Origin of the sequence: Bacillus sp. WMMC1349, assembly GCF_013155385.1 — a bacterium.
Lineage (GTDB): Bacteria > Bacillota > Bacilli > Bacillales > Bacillaceae > Bacillus.
In genome coordinates this window covers 3556022-3572220 of record NZ_JABJUQ010000007.1, presented here as the reverse complement: position 1 = coordinate 3572220, position 16199 = coordinate 3556022, and the positions used below count along the sequence as shown (strand labels likewise).

The following is a 16199-nucleotide window of genomic DNA, read 5'->3' as shown; positions in this document are numbered from 1 at the left end:
AGTCTCACCTCCCTTTACATGGTAGTATAGAATATGAAATTCAAATAAATTTTGCAACAGTCATCAATGTAAAGAGATGAAAATAATACAGGAGACTACTTTTGTGATCGTCGAAACTTTATTAAAAAAGATGACGTCTAGTATTCGAACAATCATAAATGAAGAGGTTAAGGAGACAGCTTAATGGAAATTTCACTCGATCAGATGGCAAGTTTACCAGAAGATCAAATAGAAGAATTAAGACGGTTGATGGAAAGTTGGAAAAATGAGCTGTTAGTCTATAAATTTGCTTTGGATCAAATGGACACAAAGTTCTCAATTATTAGTCAGGAATACAATTTAATTCATGGTCACAATCCAATAGAGCATACGAAGTCACGGGTGAAAAATTTTGAAAGTCTCATGAATAAGCTTGTAAGAAAAGGCTGTGAGATGACTACAAGGGCAGCTAAAGAATATATTCATGATATTGCCGGGCTTAGAATTGTCTGTTCATTTGTGTCAGATATTTATAATATGGTGGATGTATTAAAAGAGCATGAAGACATAAAAATCTTGAAAGTGAAAGATTATATTCAAAATCCGAAACCAAATGGTTATCGCAGCCTTCACTTAATCGTCGAGGTTCCGGTATATTTAACAAACAAAGTAGAACATGTAAAAGTTGAAATTCAAATTCGAACGATAGCGATGGATTTTTGGGCCAGTCTTGAACATAAAATTTATTATAAATTAAATAATGAAGTGCCAACAAAGCTCACAGATGAATTGAAAGAAGCTGCAGATGTCGCTCATTATTTGGATGAAAAGATGTTGAATATTAGAAAGAAAGTCGATCAATAATTTGTGTAGGGTTGATTTGTTGTCAACTTCATGAAACAGAGTGGACATAAACCGCCTGTTTCATGAATTGACACATATCCCCTTTTATCACTTGTTTTTTTTGACAAAATCATAGACTGCATGACCAGCGATCAGTCCTGTTACTCTTAAGCGTTTTTTGCTAATATGGTCAATCGTGTCGTATGGACTGTGATACCATGGCTCTAAAGCACCTGTTCCTGGCTCTTGCCAAATAAAGTTGGCCGAATCAATTCCCGCTTCATGAAACGGAACATGGTCAGATGATCCCCCTTTACTTAAGTGTAAGATATCCCCTTTTTTGAGATTTAAGGCCGCCTGTTTGCTTAATGTCCAGACGAGATTTCCTGAGCCGTCTAATGTATTTATATTCAGTTGTGAAGCGTTCTCCCAGTTTGTCGCCACCATGTCTAAGTTAAAGTTTGCTGCACTTCGTTTTACTTCCCGGTTAGACAATTTGCTAACATAATACTCTGAGCCGAGAAGCCCGATTTCCTCAGCGCCAAATGCAATAAAACGAATTTCTTTGTCAGCCGGGATGTTTTTCATAGTACGTGCCAGCTCTAAGACAACAGATGTTCCTGATGCATTGTCATTCGCACCCGGTCCATATGGAACACTATCATAGTGGGAAGTAATATAGACGATGTCTGGTTTTTTGACTCCTTTTGCTCGACGAACGCCGATCACATTTTGTGAAGTTTGATGTTTGAGAGCGTTAAGTTTGAGGGTAGCCTTTGTTTTTGTTAACAATGTTTCACCGTCTTCTTTGCCGATGCCAACAACCGGAATATCCACTGTTTTCCCGGCAAGGTTCGGAATAAGAGCGGCAAGGCTGTCTCGATTATTGTAAATAACGACTGCCGCCGCACCGGCATCAGCGGCGTTCTTTGCTTTTTCATAAAATGTTAGTTCTCCTCTTGAAATCACAGCGACTTTCCCTTTCACATCTTCAGTAAAGTCCCCAGACCGGCCGAGTCCAGCCTTGTAAAGCGGTGCTGTCAGACCTTTTTCAGGTGTAGGTGCAGAACCGGTAGCAGGTCGTGAAGGAACCTCATGTCCCTGAACGGTAAGCGTTCCTTTCAATCTGTCAGGAATATCAAATGTTTGAATCTTCACTTTTAGCTTCGATTTTTTCAGTTGTGAAGCAATAAATCTCGCACTCTTTTTTTCCTCAAGCGAACCTGCCACTCTAGGACCAATTGTTTCACTTAGATGATAAATTGTTCGAAAAGCACGATTTTCATTAAACCGCTTCAGTTTATTTACGGAATATTTAGACAAATCCTGCGAAACTGCTTGGACAGTATTTGTCCCTTCAACTGACGCTGACATGAAAAATCCGCTCAGTGCGATCGTTGCTGCTAAACTCAGTTTCATTAACTTTCGCTTCATTTAAAAACCTCCTTAATGGTTGTAACAGAAAAGATTTCACATCAAGCATCTTAAATCCTGCTTTACTAGAAGAATTGAGACGTAAGACCTTGGGCAATGTGGGCAAATGGAGATAAAAAACTTTAAAAAAGAATGGTTGACGTAGGGATTGTTTCTGTTTAAAATACGTTCGATTAATCGGATATCAGATTTTGAATCACATATGTGAATAGAGGAGAGTGTCATGTCAGTCGTCAAATCTGCAGTGCGCGTGCTGCGTGTATTTGAATTACTAGCCAAACATCCGGATGGATTAACAGTAAAGGAAATCAGCAGAGATTTATCGTTTCCGCAAAGCAGTACATTTAACTTAGTGGTCACGCTTTTTCATGAAGGTTATCTTCAGCAGAATGCATTAAAACGATATCGACTAGGTTCAAAACTGATTGAAATTGGCAGTGCAGCAATTGAATGTGTGGATGTATCAGCGCAAGGAATTCCATATTTGAAACAGTTGATGGATGGTGTTCAGGAAACCATTTTTATGGCTGTATTATCTGAAGATCAACTTGTCTATATTGCGAAAATAGATAATAACAGATCAATCAGAACAACCGCTCAGCCAGGTTCACGGAAGCCGCTTTATTGTACAGGACTTGGGAAAACATTTCTGGCTTTCCTGCCTGCTGAAAAACGAAACCGATTGCTTGATGAAATTACATTTGTGCGGTTTACAGACCGGACGATTATGGACAAAAAAACACTGCTCGATCAGTTGAAGCAATTTTCAAATCAGGGCTATGCAATTGATGATGAAGAAAATGAAGAAGGACTGTTTTGTTTGGCAGCCCCAGTATTTGGAGCAGATGGGGAAATAAAAGCTGCCATCAGCACGGCTGGTCCTAAGGAGCGGATGTTAACAAGAAAACCTATGATTACTGAACAATTGCTGTATACAGCGGGAAAAATTACAGAAAGTATCGGCGGTTACGTCAATCAGCCTGCACATAGGGAGGATACCGATGGATGTTATAAGTATAGGGGAAACGATGGTAGCGTTCACTCCAAATGAAGATGGTCCCCTCAGATATGCAAAAAACTACACAACCAGAATCGCAGGAGCCGAAACAAATACACTAATCGGGCTTGCAAAGCTCGGGAAAAAGACAGGCTGGATCAGCAGGCTTGGCAAAGATGAATTTGGCGCTATGATTCTCTCATCTGTAAGGGGAGAAGGCGTTGATGTCAGCGAAGTGAAGCTAGATGCAGAGGCACCGACCGGTCTGTTTTTTAAAGAGCGAGCGAATCAAACAAGAGTGAATGTCAGTTATTACAGAAATGCATCTGCAGCAAGTTTTTTACAGCCATGTGATATTAATGAGAACTATTTCAAAAATGTCGGGTTTCTTTATTTGACAGGGATTACCCCCGCTTTGAGTGAAAGCGCTTCAAATGCGGTGTTCTATGCTATGAAGCTGGCAAGAAAACATCATATACCAATTGTATTTGATCCCAACCTGCGAACAAAACTATGGGATAAAGACTTGGCAAAGCAGACATTACTAGAGCTTGTGAAGCAGTCTGACATTGTTTTGCCTGGTGTAAGAGAAGGCTACTTTTTATTCGGAACTCAAGACGAAAAGAAAATGGCAGAATCTCTACATCAACTTGGGGTTAAAACGGCCATTGTGAAGTTGGGTGCGATGGGCGCTTACTACTCTAGCAGAAATGACAGCGGTTACATAGATGGTTACCAAATTGAAAGAGTGGTAGATCCAGTGGGAGCCGGAGACGGATTTGCAGCAGGTGTGCTGTCTGGCTTAATTGAAGAGCTTCCGCTTTGTGAGTCTGTGAGGCGGGGCTGTGCTGTTGGCGCCATGGTGACAGCGGTAAATGGAGATATTGAGGGTCTGCCTGACCGTGAGTCATTGTTTCGCTTTATGGAACAGTTGGAAGACGATGATGTTAGTAGGTAAAAAGAATCAGAAAGAGAGGAGACAAGAAATGAGCGCTTTATTAAAAATTGAAAAACATAAAGTGATAGCCATCATTCGCGGTTATCACGCGGAAGAGGCTGTCCGTATTGCAGAAGCTTTACAAATTGGCGGTATTCGCTTGGTTGAAATCACTCTGAATTCGCCAGAAGCGATAAAAGCGATTGAAGCTGTTTCAGAACGCTTCGGACATCACATGTTAATTGGAGCGGGTACTGTCCTTGACTCAGAATCTGCACGGGCAGCACTTTTCGCTGGAGCAAAGTTTATTCTCTCACCAACTGTCAAAGTAGAAACAATTAAGTTGACCAAACGTTACGGTGCATTGAGTATTCCGGGTGCTTTCACTCCGACGGAAATATTGACCGCATTTGAAAGCGGTGGTGATATTGTGAAAGTTTTCCCAGGAACGATGGGACCGGGTTATATAAAGGATATTCACGGACCGCTCCCACAAATTCCACTTTTGCCAACCGGCGGTGTTGGTTTAGATAATATCGGAGAGTTTCTTGAAGCAGGGGCGATTGGAGCAGGAATTGGAAGTTCTCTTGTGCAAACAAATGCAGACATAAATGAGACATTTTTGAAAGAACTGGTTGGAAAAGCGAAACAATTTACAGCAGCCATTCAACAATAAGAGGAGATGAAAAAAGATGAAAATCACAAGTTATGAATGTTTTCAAATTCCACCTCGCTGGCTTTTCTTGAAAATTGAAACGGATGAAGGGATCACTGGCTGGGGAGAACCGGTTATTGAGGGGAAGGCCGCAACCGTTAAATCAGCAGTTCATGAATTAATGGAATACTTGATCGGTAAAGATCCGCTCAATATAGAGGATCATTGGAATGTCATGTATAGAGGCGGCTTTTACCGCGGCGGTCCGATTTTAATGAGTGCGATAGCTGGAATTGATCAAGCGCTTTGGGATATTAAAGGAAAATTTTATCAAGCTCCTGTTCATCAACTACTGGGCGGATCATGCAGAGATTCTATTAAAGTTTACTCATGGATTGGTGGAGACCGGCCTGCCGATGTGGGACGTGCGGCAAAGGAAATGGCTGAAAAAGGATTCACTGCTATTAAAATGAACGGTACTGAGGAACTGCAATATATTGATTCATACGAAAAAATTGATCAAGTCATTGAGAGGGTGGCAGCAGTTAGAGAAGCGGCCGGTCCTTATTTTGGAATTGGCATCGATTTTCATGGCAGAGTGCATAAGCCAATGGCAAAAATTTTGGCAAAAGAGCTAGAGACCTATCGACCTATGTTTATTGAAGAACCTGTATTGCCTGAGAACAATGAAGCGCTTCGCGATATTGCCAGTCTTGTCTCAATTCCAATTGCAACAGGAGAACGGATGTTTTCGAAATGGCAGTTTAAAAATTTGCTCATCGATGGCTATGTAGATATTATTCAGCCTGACTTGTCACATGCCGGAGGGATTACAGAATGTAAGAAAATTTTATCTATGGCTGAAGCGTTTGATGTCGCGGCGGCTCCGCACTGTCCGCTCGGCCCGATTGCACTGGCAGCCTGTTTGCAAGTGGATGCAACTTGTCATAACGCTTTTATTCAAGAGCAGAGCTTAGGAATACATTATAACAAAGGCACGGATTTATTAGATTATTTGCTAGACAAGGACGTCTTTTTATATGAAAACGGGTCTGTTCAAATACCAAATCGACCCGGTCTTGGTGTGGAAATCAATGAGGCACACGTCCGGAAAATGGCTGAAGTTGGACATCATTGGCGAAATCCGGTTTGGCGTCATGGTGATGGCAGTGTAGCGGAGTGGTAGGTTGTTTTTTGATAGTGTTTTCCATAAAAAGTCCTTAGCACAGGATGCGATAGAAGGGAAGAACCTAAATGAAAGCAGCAAATGTAAAGCAAAAGCCGACAAAGGTTCGAATCCGAATCTTGATGTTTATTTTTGTATGTGTCGTCATTAACTATATGGATCGTAGCAATATATCTGTAGCAGCTTCCCTGATCGGTGAAGACTTGAACTTGTCATCGGTACAATTAGGCTTAATCTTTTCCGCCTTTGGATGGTCGTATTGTGCACTGCAAATCCCGGGAGGTGGACTTGTCGATCGATTTGGTCCACGGCTTGTCTATGCTTTTAGTTTGATCACTTGGTCATTAGCGACATTGTTTCAAGGATTTGTTCGTGGATTCGGTACATTATTTGGATTGCGTCTTGCAACAGGGGCTTTTGAGGCTCCGGCGTTTCCGACGAATAACCGGGTTGTGACTTCATGGTTTCCTGAACAAGAAAGAGCATCTGCGATTGCTTTTTATACGTCTGGGCAATTTGCCGGTCTTGCCTTTTTGACACCTGCACTTAGTGCAGTTCAACATCTTGTCGGCTGGCGCGGTCTGTTTATTGTTACCGGAGCAGTTGGTTTAGTTTGGGGGATCATATGGTATTGCTTTTATCGTGATCCTAGTCAGCATCCGAAAGTGAACCAAGCAGAACTTGACCATATTGAAAAAGGCGGGGGAATCATTAGCCATAGTTCAACGATTGAAAAGAAAAAAAGTGCATTGAACAGGACGCATTTTAAACAAGTGCTCAGTCATCGAAAATTATGGGGAATTTACATTGGGCAATTTGCTGTCAATTCAACATTGTGGTTTTTCTTAACATGGTTTCCAACATACCTTGTTAAGTATCGGGGACTTAACTTTTTACAGTCAGGTTTCCTTGCTTCACTGCCATTTTTAGCCGCATTTTTCGGTGTGTTATTGTCAGGGTTTCTATCTGATTTTCTTGTGAAAAAGGGCATATCCTCTGGTGTAGCACGAAAAACACCAATTATCATTGGTTTGTTTCTATCGATTTCGATTATTGGTGCCAATTATGTTGAGCAAACATCACTCATTATTTTGTTCATGACCATAGCTTTTTTCGGAAATGGTTTGGCCTCAATTACATGGGTGCTAGTGTCATCTTTGGCGCCTAAACACTTGATTGGCTTGACAGGTGGTGTGTTTAACTTTATCGGTAGCCTTGCTTCTGTTATCGTTCCAATTGTCATCGGACTGCTTGTCAATGGCGGAAGCTTTGCACCTGCCCTTGTGTTTATCGGTTTTCTTGCTTTAACAGGAGCGCTTTCTTATATTTTCCTAGTAGGGAAAGTAGAAAGGATCGCAATAAAAGATGAAGTGAGAAAAGATCATCACCTGTCCATGTAATGTGAAGGACTGCCCGAAATTTCGGCAGTCTTTTCTGCATAACAAAATAGATTTGAAACAAAATAAACCTAAACTAAATGATAGGTGCTTATGATGAAAACATATTTTCAAAAAAATGGACCGCAAGAATCGTTTCAGCTTTTTTCAACTGAACATATTTTGACTTTGCTTGTTTTGACAGTACTTGGCATTTGCCTATTCTTTTTTAGAGAGAAGTTGCAAAATCCGAAAACGAATCGCATCATTCGGTTTACTTTTATACTTATTCTAATACTCTCCGAAATCGGGTATCATTCGTGGTTTATTTTTGTTGATTCTTGGACACCGCGTTACTCTGTGCCGCTTCATTTGAGTGACCTTTCTGTGTATCTTGTCATCGTCCTTTTATTAACAAAGAACATCAATTTGTTTAAGTTTCTTTATTTCGCCGGCTTGGGAAGTGCTTTACAAGCGATGGTCACACCTGATTTAGGAAGGTATGGATTTCCGCATTTTCGCTATTTCGAATTTTTTATCTCTCATGGAATTGTTGTTCTTTCATGTCTGTTCATGATTGCAGCCGAAAAATATAAACCTACGGTACGATCACTTTGGATGACATTTCTGATTGTGAATGTTTATGGCGGGATGATCTTTTTGCTCAACCGTTTGCTTCAGTCCAACTATATGTACTTAATGAAAAAACCGGGAGGCGGAGCTTCACTATTAGATGTTCTCGGTCCATGGCCATGGTATATTTTATCGGCCGAAGCGGTAACAATTGTTTTCTTTTATCTTCTTTATATGCCATTTTGGATAAGTCGAAAAATAAAAAATCATTGATGACCTTCAAAAATAATAGAGGCGAGGCGCCTTAACCGCCTCTAATAAATAATTTCGGGTTTATCTCGATTTTGATGTAAGTTCCAATAAGCCTCTGCTATCAGACTAGGATCGTAGTCCGTATCTTTTTCAACTTTCTTCATTATTGTAACTGTTCCGACAAAAACACCACTGGTTTTAAGTTCTTCACCTAAAGAAAATGCCAAATTGCGGTCTGTTGTCTCATTTTAGATCACAAGAAAATCGTTGGTAAACTAAAGTTCTGGGATTGACGGTAAATCGTAATAACTACAATTTACAAAATGTCATTACTGCGCTAAGATCAAATAGTAGGTTTGATTTATTATTGGTTAGCATCTTTTGGAGAATACGTGAAAACAAAACAGGGCCGATAGGTAGGAGAAAAAATACATGAAAACAAAAACCACGTTTATAGCTAGATATTCAGAAACAGATCAAATGGGGATTATTCATCATTCAACCTATCCAGTATGGTTTGAGGTTGGGAGAACGAACTTTTTAAAAACTGCTGGTCATTCTAACACGGACATTGAGTCAAGAGGTATTTTGCTTCCTTTATATGAAATGAATTGTCAGTTTAAAGTTCCTGCTAAATTTGAAGATGAATTAATAGTGGAAACATGTATTAAAAATATTTCTCGTGTTCGTGTTATATTCTCATATAAGGTAATCAATTGTTCAAACCATACGCTTATTGCAACAGGAGAAACAATGCATGCTTGGACCAATCATTCATTAAAGCCTATTAATATTGAAAAAGTTGCTTCTGATATTTATCTTTCTTTAATGAGAGTATTTAAAGAATAAACTTGCAAACAAGAAACTGCGGTATGACCCCCTATTATTCTGAAGGGGGTTGTTTATCACCTGAAAACTTCCTATCTATGACAAGCTCGGATAATTCCTCCTTCAATTTACAGTGATTTTCTTTGGCTCACTAAACAATCCACTAATTTTTCTCATATCACTATAAATACCTGTTTGGAACATTATTCCTGTGTCAAACCCTTTAAGTCAATCAGCTTGGTGGCCTCATATTGTCAAATGCCATAGCTTTTAACATTAAACGAAAAATCTATCGACCAAATTTATTGTTTTTTAGTAAACTACATACGCTTCTCCATTTTCTCGGTCTAGGCAAATTGATAAAACCTTATTTTATAATAGGAATAACGAGAGCAAAATTCCGTTATCCCTTTTCTCTTCGACATGTTGAGGATTTATCAGACGGCTATGTTTGTTTTACTCTTTGCAAAATATCGATTAAATCCTTATTCTGAATTGCGGCTAAATCCGCGAGTTACCCCATGACTCGCTTTGTTTATATGATGACAAGCATCTAACCCTCTTACAGTCTTGGGCCATTTCCTATTGGTCCAGTCACAACTTGTTTTGACATATCATTCATCTCTAATAGTTTATGACATATGTCAATGCCATTTTATCTATTTAATATTTTTTCTGTACATGAGTATAAGAACAATAACATTGCGTTATGGTAGGATAGAGAAAGATGAACACGAAGGACTGAAAAGATTGAAAACATTAAAGATCAACCAACGTTATACAGCAAAAATGAAAAAAGGCTATCCTTTGATTGAAAAGGAAGCGGTATATGCAAGTGACAACAATATAGATGAAGGATCACTGATCGAAGTATGTGATGAGCGGGGCGGCTTTTTGGGAAAAGGTTACTATGGAATGCAAAACAAAGGCATTGGCTGGGTGTTGACGAAAAACAGGGATGACTCGATTGATAAGCATTTCTTTCAAAGCCGGTTTGCAAAGGCTTTTCAACAGAGATCCCATCTGTCTCAAGATCCGGAAACGACAGCTTTTCGCCTTTTTAATGGAGAAGGAGACGGAGTCGGCGGCTTGACGATTGACAATTATGATGGCTATTATCTTATTCAATGGTACAGCAAAGGGATTTATTCGTTTAAAGAGATGATTATCGCAGCTCTTGATGAATTGGCTGATTATAAAGCACTCTACCAGAAAAAACGATTTAATACAGCTGGTCAGTATCTCGAAGATGATGATTTTGTGAAAGGAACAAGAGGAGAATTTCCGCTGATCGTTAAAGAAAATGGTATTGATTTTGCTGTTGATCTTAATGATGGAGCCATGACTGGCATATTTCTTGATCAGCGCCATGTCCGGAAAACCATTCGGGATCGTTATGCTAGAGGAAAGACAGTGTTGAACACATTCTCATATACAGGGGCGTTTTCTGTTGCAGCGGCATTGGGAGGAGCTGCAAAAACTACAAGTGTTGATGTAGCAAATCGCAGTTTGCAGAAGACAATTGAGCAATTTAACGTCAATGGTCTTGATCATCAGGAGCATGACATTAAAGTAATGGATGTATTTAAATACTTTCAATATGCTGCTAGAAAACAACTTCGTTTTGATTTAATCATTCTTGATCCGCCATCATTTGCGAGAACGAAAAAGCACACATTCAGTGCGGCAAAAGATTATAAAAATCTGCTAAAAGAAACGATTCAAATCACAGAAGACGCTGGTGTCATTGTGGCTTCAACCAACAGCAGTGCATTTGGAATGAAGAAGTTCAAAGGCTTTATTGAGGCGGCATGTAAAGAAACGGATACCGCCTTTACCATACTTGAAGAATACTCGCTTCCTGAAGACTTTAAAACGTTGAAAAGTTACCCTGAAGGGAATTATTTAAAAGTGGTGTTTTTAAAAATTCACCATTCTAGATGATCGAAGATCCAGTATCTTCGATTTTTTTAATGTTTTGGAAAAGGGGTTGCCGCTCGCTTTCCGCGAGCCTCCTCGGAACTTGTTCCTTGCTTCTGCAGGGTCTCGCCTGGCTCGCTGTTCCCGCAGGAGTCTCACAATTCCACCCTGATTCATGTTGATAAACCCATTCCAGGGACTTATAGCGTTGTAATAAAAAAACCTCAATAAAGTTGGTTTCCTGACCACTTCATCTAAGAAGGTATGCCCTCGTGAAGGGACATGAACAGGTTATCACACAAAGGATCACGTCGTTTTTTGAAGACGGATGATTAAAAAGAGCAATGGGCAAATCATAAGAGATATATATGAACGGAAAGGTGTCATCATCCATGAAGCTTCCGTCAAAATGAAGTGTCTCTCAATTCGTGGGTTACTTAAAAGGAAATCAACCGATATGAAAATCGGAAATCACGGTGTCGAGGTTTCTACATCGATACGGCGGGTAGAAATAAGAAACAAATCCGAACACATATTAGAAATCAGCAGTGGGAATTGTTAGAATATGATCCATTTAAAAGAAAAATCAGAAGAAATTCTTTACCATGAGTGAGTGAATGTGGTGCAAAAGGTAAAACCTTTTCAGCGGGTCTATTAGGACCGAGATCTGTAACAGAGGCTTTCAGCTGCAGAGCAAACCACCAGTTTACACTGGTAGTTTTGATGGTTTCAAAAAATAATACCTTTCTAAAAGATATTCATGTATATTAATATTACGAAAAAAAGTAGGAGGCCATTATGGATTACGGAGTCATATTGTCGATTAGTATTTATATGGCAGGAATGCTGTTAATAGGATATTTTGCTTATAAAAGAACTGCAAATTTAACTGATTATATGCTTGGAGGAAGAAATTTAGGTCCTGCTGTTACCGCTTTAAGCGCGGGTGCTTCCGACATGAGCGGCTGGCTGTTAATGGGTCTTCCAGGGGCGATGTACATCAGTGGGCTAAGTAGCGGCTGGATTGTTGTCGGTCTTACAATCGGAGCCTATTTGAACTGGGTGTATGTGGCGCCAAGGCTTAGGACATATACTGAAATATCAGGTGACAGTATTACAATTCCTGATTTTTTTGAAAACCGTTTTAAAGACGAATCAAGGATTTTAAGAGTGACATCAGCTTTTGTCATTTTAATCTTTTTTACTTTCTATACATCATCGGGTATGGTGGCAGGGGGAGAATTGTTTAAAACAGCATTTCACCTTGATTACCGGATCGGCATCTGGCTGACAGCTGGAGTCGTTATTCTTTATACATTATTTGGCGGCTTTTTGGCTGTCAGTTGGACGGATTTTGTCCAAGGAACAATTATGTTTGTTGCACTGATCATTGTGCCGGTTGTCGTGTTCGTTCAATTAGGAGGGATTGAGCCGGTATTTTCAGAAATTCAATCGGTTAACCCAGACCTCCTCCGTCCATTTAAGGGGACGACGGTGATTAGCATCATATCGCTCTTGGCTTGGGGTTTTGGATATTTCGGACAGCCTCATATTATCGTTAGGTTTATGGCCATTTCGAGTGTGAAAGAAATGAAAAATGCCCGGCGGATAGGTATGGGTTGGATGCTGTTTTCCATTTGTGGTGCAATGTTTACGGGGCTGATCGGAATCGCTTATTTCAGTATGAACCATCTCACATTGCAAAATAAGGAAACAATCTTTATCGTTCTATCTGACCTGCTGTTTCCTTCGATGATTACCGGATTTTTGCTGGCAGCGATTTTGGCAGCTGTCATGAGTACGATATCCTCACAGCTTCTCGTCACTTCAAGTGCGCTAACAGAAGATTTCTATAAAGCTTTTATTCGAAAACAGGCTTCTGACAAAGAGCTTGTCCTCGTCGGAAGACTTTCAGTTCTTGCCATTTCACTGATTGCTCTCCTTTTAGCCTTAAATCCGAGCAAAACGATTTTGAATCTTGTTGGCTATGCTTGGGCAGGATTTGGCGCTGCATTTGGACCTGTTGTGTTGTTGAGCTTGTATTGGAAACGAATGACGAAATGGGGGGCGTTGGCTGGAATGCTCTCCGGTGCACTAACTGTGATTGCCTGGGAGCAGATCAAGGCTTTTTCAGCTATCTATGAAATGATTCCCGGTTTCGTCGTTTGTACAATTGTCATTATTGTTGTTAGCCTGTTAACGAAGAAACCTTCGATTGAAATTGAAGAAGAGTTTGATCGAGCTGTGGAAAACTTGAAAGGATAAAAAACAACACATGAAAATGCGGATGATGTGTATGTTCTTCATGATGATTAGATAGTATGAGAAAATGAATTCCGTTAGATTTATTGAGAGAGGTTTTATTATGCATAAAATGTTTAATTGTGGACTTATCTTAACAATTTCAGGTTTTGTAATGTTATTCTTGGCCAAGCTTAGTTCAGAAGCTCTTCTTTTTGGAGTAGAAAATGATATGAATGATTTTTTTGGTATATTTAGCTGGCAAGTTTATATTATTCCACTTGTGTTTTTGATTATTGGTTTACCGTTTGTTGTTGTCATTTCGCTAATTTGGTTTTGGAAATGGAGTAATAAAAAATAGGGCCATACTAGCCGCCCTATTCAGGCTGTCGAGAAAATCTCGACAGTCTTACTTTTATCATCTACGCCATTTTATAATAGAGAAAACCATTAAAGTCCTCAAAAGAAGCTGAATTCATACTACTTGATTATGCTTTAAAATGCACCAGTTTGGTTGACTTTTCCCCTCAGTTCCTCTTAGATGAAGTTAAATGAGTGATGGTCTGGGATCTCAATGGTTTTTGGCTGACTTTTTTTAGCCAGTTTAAAAATTCTCAAGGTTATTTTACCAAATATCGGTGTTATTCTATATTTTGAGGGATTGTTTTATCAGTTTTCATTGGTATATAGATCTATTTAAATGGCTGTTACGGTTGAATGTAGCAGCCATTTAAATGATAAACACTACATTGAAATAAAAGAGATGAAAAACGGTGCTGCACAAAGCGTGATAATCGCTGCCAGTATCATTGATACACTTGAGATTGTTCCCGCCACTGCACTCAGTTCAAACGCCTTTGATGTGCCAGCACCATTTGCGCTTGTTCCGAGTAGCACACCTCTTGCGATTTCATTATCAATACGAAAATACCGAATTACAATTGGTCCAATCATTGTGCCGAGCAAAGCCGTCAAAATGACAAAAATGGCTGTAACTGCAGGCATTCCTCCAATAATATCAGAAACGCTCATTGCAATTGGTGCTGTAACTGATCTTGGGATCAGACTCTCAATGAGATCTGGATTAAGTTTCAATAGTTTAGCGATAAACACTGTTGACAAAATGGCAATACAGCTGCCGAGGATCACGTTAACAATAATTTCAAGTGCATATTTCTTTAGGACCGGAAAGTATTTATAAAGCGGAATCGCAAACGCAACAGTAGCCGGTTGGAGCATGTCAGTCAACAAATGTCCGCCGGCATTGTATGCATCAAAAGGCACATTGATCAAAAGCAATAGACCAACTAAGATAAGCGGTGTGACAAGTAAAGGTGAGGCATACACTTTAGGATGACGAGTGTAAACTGCTTTTACTCCCATATAAATTAAAACTGTAACAATAAAGCTTAAGCATCCGATGAACATGTATTTTTTCTTTCCTTTCTTTTTGCAATCATCTGTGTCAGCATTCCTGTCGATACCATAGCGACGAAAGTGCTAATGGCAACGACAAGCAAAATGCTTGTTCCAAATTCCGCGAATAAATCGGCATAATTGATAATTCCGACTGCAGAAGGAACAAAAAACAAAAGCAGTTCTGCAAGAAGCCACAATGCACCAATTTCGACCCACTCAAGTTTGATGACCTTGAAATGAAGAAGTGCAAAGATCACAATAATGCCGAGAATGCTTCCAGGTATGTTTATATGAAGAGCCTCAACAATTAGATTCATGAGGCGAGCAAATAAAAATAAAACAGCAACTTGACCCAATCCTTTTAAAAATTTTTTCATCACATTTCCCCCGTTCTATGCAAGAGTGTACATGAGATTTTTGTATAGGTAAAATACATATTAAGAATAGTCATTATTCATTTTATCTATAGTATAAAACTGTAAATCAGGGCAAAAGCAACAGTTTATTTACTAAAATTACAAACATGTAACAACAAACAATGAAGGCGTGGGATTTTGACTCAACCGTACTTCTTGGAGTGTCATGATTCTAAAAGACTAGATAAATATCCTCAAAAAATCGTTTTAAATAGTGACGGATCTATGTACAAATTCCTAAAAACAGTATTTAAAGCCTATTCAATATCTCTGTTTTTCGACTTACACTTTACATATTAGATATGTGCGTAAATCCTGTTATAGCCGTAAATGAAGAAAAATAAAGGAAAGCATGAATGAGTAATAGTCTATGCAAATCATGCCGTAATAACAGAGGTGAAAAAAATGGACTACTCAGGCACGCTGCAAAAGATACATGATGTTCTTTCACATAAAGGAATAGAGCTGGAGGAGCAAATCTCAAGATTGGAAAAGGCAAAACGAAACGTAGAAAAGGAACAGAGTTTGGCCATTAAAGAAATCAGACAAATTATGTGTCCAAGTCTTGAGAAGGGCTGGACTGGGAGCAGGGCTACCAGTTTTAATGGAGTGCGTGATGAAGCGTATACGGCGATGTACAGAGTTCTTAACGAAGATTATGAGAGATATATCCATAAGATCGACTTGAAGATATTTGCACTAGATGCTGAAAAGGGGGCGGTCCAGGCTGCAAGCTGGTCAGCGGATAGAGCGGATCTTTTACTCGAAAAAGGAGAAGAGGCTGTAGATGCATTGCATAGCACAATCAATGGGCTAAAGGGATGGTTAAAATGAACCAAACGATCAAATTCAATGATAGCGTAGTTATGAAAAAATTAGACGAGGTTAAAAAAAAGCTTGAAACTGTTTCTCTAAAAGGACCATCAGCACATTCTCTTGGACAAAACCAACTCGACTTTACAAAAAAATGGTTATATCGAGAAGAACAAATAAGTGATATGGTTAAACAATATAAAAAGACCGTTCATAAAAATATCGACGACACCCGTTCAAATGTAAAAAAACTGAAAGAACAAGATGAAGCACTTGCTAAAAAATAAATGGAACCCGAATAAATGGACAAAGTCCATATTATTTGGGTTT

16 protein-coding genes and 1 pseudogene are annotated in these 16199 nt (G+C 39.3%); 14 read left to right on the top strand and 3 right to left on the bottom strand.

The window, feature by feature from the left end; genetic code table 11:
- The first annotated feature begins 204 nt into the window (after positions 1-204).
- A complete protein-coding gene (ywaC, locus tag HOO54_RS20635) occupies positions 205-843 on the top strand; it encodes a GTP pyrophosphokinase YwaC (protein ID WP_253907833.1) in 639 nt (212 codons plus the stop codon).
- A gap of 87 nt (positions 844-930) precedes the next feature.
- Here the strand turns inward: ywaC and HOO54_RS20630 are convergent, their stop codons facing one another.
- Positions 931-2256 carry a M28 family peptidase gene (locus tag HOO54_RS20630; RefSeq protein ID WP_172298638.1) on the bottom strand — a complete coding sequence of 442 codons (1326 nt, stop codon included), beginning with the start codon at positions 2254-2256 and terminating at the stop codon, positions 931-933.
- A 223-nt stretch (positions 2257-2479) separates the two neighbouring features.
- Here HOO54_RS20630 and HOO54_RS20625 point away from each other — a divergent pair, with 223 nt between their 5' ends.
- From HOO54_RS20625 to HOO54_RS20580, 11 genes and pseudogenes are all read left to right on the top strand, one after another.
- Positions 2480-3307, top strand: a complete 828-nt coding sequence (locus HOO54_RS20625; protein WP_172298636.1) for an IclR family transcriptional regulator — start codon at positions 2480-2482, stop codon at positions 3305-3307.
- Positions 3258-4211 carry a sugar kinase gene (locus HOO54_RS20620; RefSeq protein WP_172298634.1) on the top strand — a complete coding sequence of 318 codons (954 nt, stop codon included), beginning with the start codon at positions 3258-3260 and terminating at the stop codon, positions 4209-4211. Before HOO54_RS20625 ends, HOO54_RS20620 begins: the two co-directional genes overlap by 50 nt.
- Positions 4212-4239: 28 nt before the next feature.
- Positions 4240-4866 carry a bifunctional 4-hydroxy-2-oxoglutarate aldolase/2-dehydro-3-deoxy-phosphogluconate aldolase gene (locus tag HOO54_RS20615; RefSeq protein WP_172298632.1) on the top strand — a complete coding sequence of 209 codons (627 nt, stop codon included), beginning with the start codon at positions 4240-4242 and terminating at the stop codon, positions 4864-4866.
- Positions 4867-4882: 16 nt separating this feature from the next.
- Entirely contained in the window at positions 4883-6031 is a 1149-nt protein-coding gene (gene dgoD / locus HOO54_RS20610; RefSeq protein ID WP_172298630.1) for a galactonate dehydratase, read from the top strand.
- Positions 6032-6099: 68 nt separating this feature from the next.
- Positions 6100-7431, top strand: a complete 1332-nt coding sequence (locus HOO54_RS20605; RefSeq protein ID WP_172298628.1) for an MFS transporter — start codon at positions 6100-6102, stop codon at positions 7429-7431.
- A gap of 93 nt (positions 7432-7524) precedes the next feature.
- Positions 7525-8253 carry a YwaF family protein gene (locus HOO54_RS20600; protein ID WP_172298626.1) on the top strand — a complete coding sequence of 243 codons (729 nt, stop codon included), beginning with the start codon at positions 7525-7527 and terminating at the stop codon, positions 8251-8253.
- A 411-nt stretch (positions 8254-8664) separates the two neighbouring features.
- On the top strand, positions 8665-9081 hold the full coding sequence (locus HOO54_RS20595) for an acyl-CoA thioesterase (protein ID WP_172298624.1): 417 nt from the start codon (positions 8665-8667) through the stop codon (positions 9079-9081).
- A 729-nt stretch (positions 9082-9810) separates the two neighbouring features.
- Complete coding sequence (locus tag HOO54_RS20590; RefSeq protein ID WP_172298622.1) at positions 9811-11004, top strand: class I SAM-dependent rRNA methyltransferase; 1194 nt, start codon at positions 9811-9813, stop codon at positions 11002-11004.
- A 310-nt stretch (positions 11005-11314) separates the two neighbouring features.
- Positions 11315-11589: pseudogene (locus tag HOO54_RS24500) on the top strand (transposase); the annotation flags it as partial.
- A gap of 189 nt (positions 11590-11778) precedes the next feature.
- Positions 11779-13245 carry a sodium/proline symporter PutP gene (gene putP, locus HOO54_RS20585; RefSeq protein WP_172298620.1) on the top strand — a complete coding sequence of 489 codons (1467 nt, stop codon included), beginning with the start codon at positions 11779-11781 and terminating at the stop codon, positions 13243-13245.
- 100 nt (positions 13246-13345) lie between these two features.
- The gene (locus HOO54_RS20580) at positions 13346-13582 is read left to right on the top strand and encodes a hypothetical protein (protein WP_172298618.1); all 237 of its coding nucleotides are present in this window, start codon (positions 13346-13348) and stop codon (positions 13580-13582) included.
- Between the two features lie 383 nt (positions 13583-13965).
- On the opposite strand, the gene HOO54_RS20575 is transcribed toward HOO54_RS20580, so the two are convergent.
- Both HOO54_RS20575 and HOO54_RS20570 read right to left on the bottom strand, forming a co-directional pair.
- Positions 13966-14649 (bottom strand): CidB/LrgB family autolysis modulator, encoded by a 684-nt coding sequence (locus HOO54_RS20575; protein WP_172298616.1) that lies wholly within the window; start codon positions 14647-14649, stop codon positions 13966-13968.
- The gene (locus HOO54_RS20570; protein WP_172298614.1) at positions 14631-15017 is read right to left on the bottom strand and encodes a CidA/LrgA family holin-like protein; all 387 of its coding nucleotides are present in this window, start codon (positions 15015-15017) and stop codon (positions 14631-14633) included. Before HOO54_RS20570 ends, HOO54_RS20575 begins: the two co-directional genes overlap by 19 nt.
- Before the next feature lie 444 nt (positions 15018-15461).
- Between HOO54_RS20570 and HOO54_RS20565 the strand changes: the two genes are divergently transcribed.
- Together HOO54_RS20565 and HOO54_RS20560 are read left to right on the top strand one after the other, a co-directional pair.
- Positions 15462-15890, top strand: a complete 429-nt coding sequence (locus tag HOO54_RS20565) for a DUF5082 family protein (protein ID WP_172298612.1) — start codon at positions 15462-15464, stop codon at positions 15888-15890.
- Positions 15887-16156 carry a YwqI/YxiC family protein gene (locus tag HOO54_RS20560; protein WP_172298610.1) on the top strand — a complete coding sequence of 90 codons (270 nt, stop codon included), beginning with the start codon at positions 15887-15889 and terminating at the stop codon, positions 16154-16156. Before HOO54_RS20565 ends, HOO54_RS20560 begins: the two co-directional genes overlap by 4 nt.
- Positions 16157-16199 lie beyond the last annotated feature (43 nt).